The sequence below is a fragment of the Geodermatophilus chilensis genome, assembly GCF_002802985.1.
Lineage (GTDB): Bacteria > Actinomycetota > Actinomycetes > Mycobacteriales > Geodermatophilaceae > Geodermatophilus > Geodermatophilus chilensis.
This window is the reverse complement of record NZ_NVPT01000304.1, coordinates 1-2,534: the sequence shown is the minus strand read 5'-3', so window position 1 is coordinate 2,534 and position 2,534 is coordinate 1. Positions and strand designations below refer to the sequence as shown.

Sequence of the window (2,534 nt, the reverse complement as noted above, 5' to 3'; positions counted from 1 at the left end):
GGGAGCGGCGGCCGCGGCGGGGCCGGACGGTTCAGACCTCGAGGAGCTCGGACTCCTTGTTCTTGACCGCCTCGTCGATGCCGTGCACGTGCTGCTCGGTGAGGTGGTCGAGTTCCTTCTCCGCGCGGCGCACGTCGTCCTCCCCGGCCTCGCCGTCCTTGGCGATGCGGTCGAGCTCCTCCTTGGCCCGGCGGCGCACGTTGCGGATAGCGACCTTGGCGTCCTCGCCCTTGGCGCGGGCCTGCTTGACCAGGTCGCGGCGGCGCTCCTCGGTCAGCTGCGGGAACACCACGCGGATGATCTGGCCGTCGTTGGTCGGGTTCACGCCGAGGTCGCTGTCGCGGATGGCCTTCTCGATGGCCGAGAGCTGGCTGGTGTCGTAGGGCTTGATCACCGCCATGCGGGCCTCGGGCACGGTGATCGACGTCATCTGCGGCACCGGGGTCGGGGCGCCGTAGTAGTCGACCAGGACCTTGTTGAACATCGACGGGGCGGCTCGCCCGGTGCGCACCGAGCCGAGGTCCTCCCGCGCGACCGACAGGGCCTTGTCCATCCGCTCCTCGGCGTCGAGCAGGGTGTCGTCGATCACGGGTCTCTCCTCCTGGTGCGGCGGAGTGCTCCGCCGCGGGTGCGGGTCTGCGGGCTGGACGACGGCGGCGCTCAGGCCGGGTCGCTGATCAGCGTCCCGATCCTCTCACCTGCCACGGCACGGGCGATGTTGCCGTCGCGCAGCAGGTTGAACACGACGATCGGCATGCTGTTGTCCATGCACAGGCTGATGGCCGTCGCGTCGGCCACCTTCAGCTGCTTGGCCAGCACGGTGCCGTAGTCGAGGTCCTCGTACATCACCGCGTCGGGGTTGGTGCGCGGGTCGTCGTCGTAGACGCCGTCCACCCCGTTCTTGGCCATGAGCAGCACCTGGCAGCCGATCTCCAGGGCGCGCTGCGCGGCCACCGTGTCGGTGGAGAAGTAGGGCATGCCGGCGCCGGCGCCGAAGATGACCAACCGGCCCTTCTCCAGGTGCCGCACCGCCTTGCGCGGGATGTAGGGCTCGGCGACCTGGCCCATCTCGATCGCCGTCTGCACCCGCGTCTCCAGGCCCACCTGCTCGCAGAAGGCCTGCAGGGCCAGGCAGTTCATGACCGTGCCGAGCATGCCCATGTAGTCGGCGTGCCGGCGGTCCATGCCGGCCTGGGACAGCTCGGCACCGCGGAAGAAGTTGCCGCCGCCGACCACCACGGCGACCTGGGTGCCGCCGTGGACGACGTCGGCCAGCTGGGTGGCGATGCTCTGCACGATCCCGGAGTCGACGCCCACCCTCCCGCCGCCGAAGGCCTCTCCGGAGAGCTTGAGCAGGACCCGCTTGTAGCCCGCGCCGTCGGCGGGCTGGAAGGCGGTGGGGGCGGACATGGGCGCGGAGGCGCTCGGCGCGGCGGTGTCGGTCAACGGGCTCTTCCCTCGCTCGGCGTCGTTCCCCTGATCCTGCCGCACGGGGCGTGCGGCAGCTCGCGGGCAGGGGTCCCCCGCATCGGTGCCCGGACACACCACCGGCCCCGTCCCGGTGCGGGACGGGGCCAGTGGCCTGCGGCCTTCCTGCAGGGCCCCGCCGCGAGCTCGCGAGTGGCGGGGGGCAGGGGGGTCCTTCTACTAGGCCTGGCCGACCTCGAAGCGGGCGAACCGCTCCACGGTCAGGCCGGCCTCGTCGACGATCTGCTTGACCGTGCGCTTGGGCTCGGTGATCGACGGCTGCTCGAGGAGGACGAAGTCCTTGTAGTAGGCGTTGACCCGACCCTCGACGATCTTGGTGATCGCCTGCTCGGGCTTGCCCTCCTCCTTGGCGGTCTGCTCGGCGACGCGGCGCTCGGTCTCGACCGCCTCCGCCGGGACCTCCTCGCGGGACAGGTAGCGCGGGCGGGCCGCGGCGATGTGCATCGCCAGGCTGCGCGCGGCCTCCTCGCTGCCGCCGCTGTACTGCACCGCGACACCGATCGCCGGGGGCAGGTCGGTGGCCCGCTTGTGCAGGTAGGTGGCGGTCTGGCCGTCGAAGACCACGAACCGGCTCAACACCAGCTTCTCGCCGATGCGGGCCGACTCGCTCTCGACCAGCGCGGCCACGGTCTGACCGTCGACCTCGGTCGCGAGCAGCGCGTCGACGTCGGCCGGCTTCTCGGCCAGGACGATGTCGAGCAGGCGCTCGGCCAACTTGACGAAGTCCGCGTTCTTGGCGACGAAGTCGGTCTCGCAGTCGAGCTCGAGCAGCGCGCCGTCCTTGCTGACGACGACGCCGTTGGTGGTCGAGCGCTCCAGGCGCTTGCCGACGTCCTTGGCGCCCTTGATGCGCAGCAGCTCGACGGCCTTGTCGTAGTCGCCCTCGGCCTCGGTGAGCGCCTTCTTGCAGTCCATCATGCCGGCGCCGGTGGCGTCGCGGAGACGCTTGACGTCGGCCGCGGTGAAGTCAGCCATGCCTCTTCCTTCTGAGTGTGCGGCGGCCCCTTCCCGGGACCGGCCCCCTGCAGCTGTCTCTTATACACACT

At 70.8% G+C, this 2,534-nt stretch carries 3 protein-coding genes; all 3 read right to left on the bottom strand.

The annotated features are described in order from the left end of the window. Positions 1–31: 31 nt before the first annotated feature. Positions 32–589 carry a ribosome recycling factor gene (frr, locus tag CNO22_RS26625; protein ID WP_100502237.1) on the bottom strand — a complete coding sequence of 186 codons (558 nt, stop codon included), beginning with the start codon at positions 587–589 and terminating at the stop codon, positions 32–34. Between the two features lie 71 nt (positions 590–660). Further along, positions 661–1,446, bottom strand: a complete 786-nt coding sequence (gene pyrH, locus CNO22_RS26620) for a UMP kinase (RefSeq protein ID WP_269799650.1) — start codon at positions 1,444–1,446, stop codon at positions 661–663. Between the two features lie 201 nt (positions 1,447–1,647). Further along, positions 1,648–2,463 (bottom strand): translation elongation factor Ts, encoded by an 816-nt coding sequence (tsf, locus tag CNO22_RS26615; RefSeq protein WP_100502236.1) that lies wholly within the window; start codon positions 2,461–2,463, stop codon positions 1,648–1,650. Positions 2,464–2,534: the final 71 nt, after the last annotated feature.

Excerpts from the sequence above, each read along its gene's own strand:
- tsf (WP_100502236.1), bottom strand. The coding sequence starts at position 2,463 with ATGGCTGACTTCACCGCGGCCGACGTCAAGCGTCTCCGCGACGCCACC.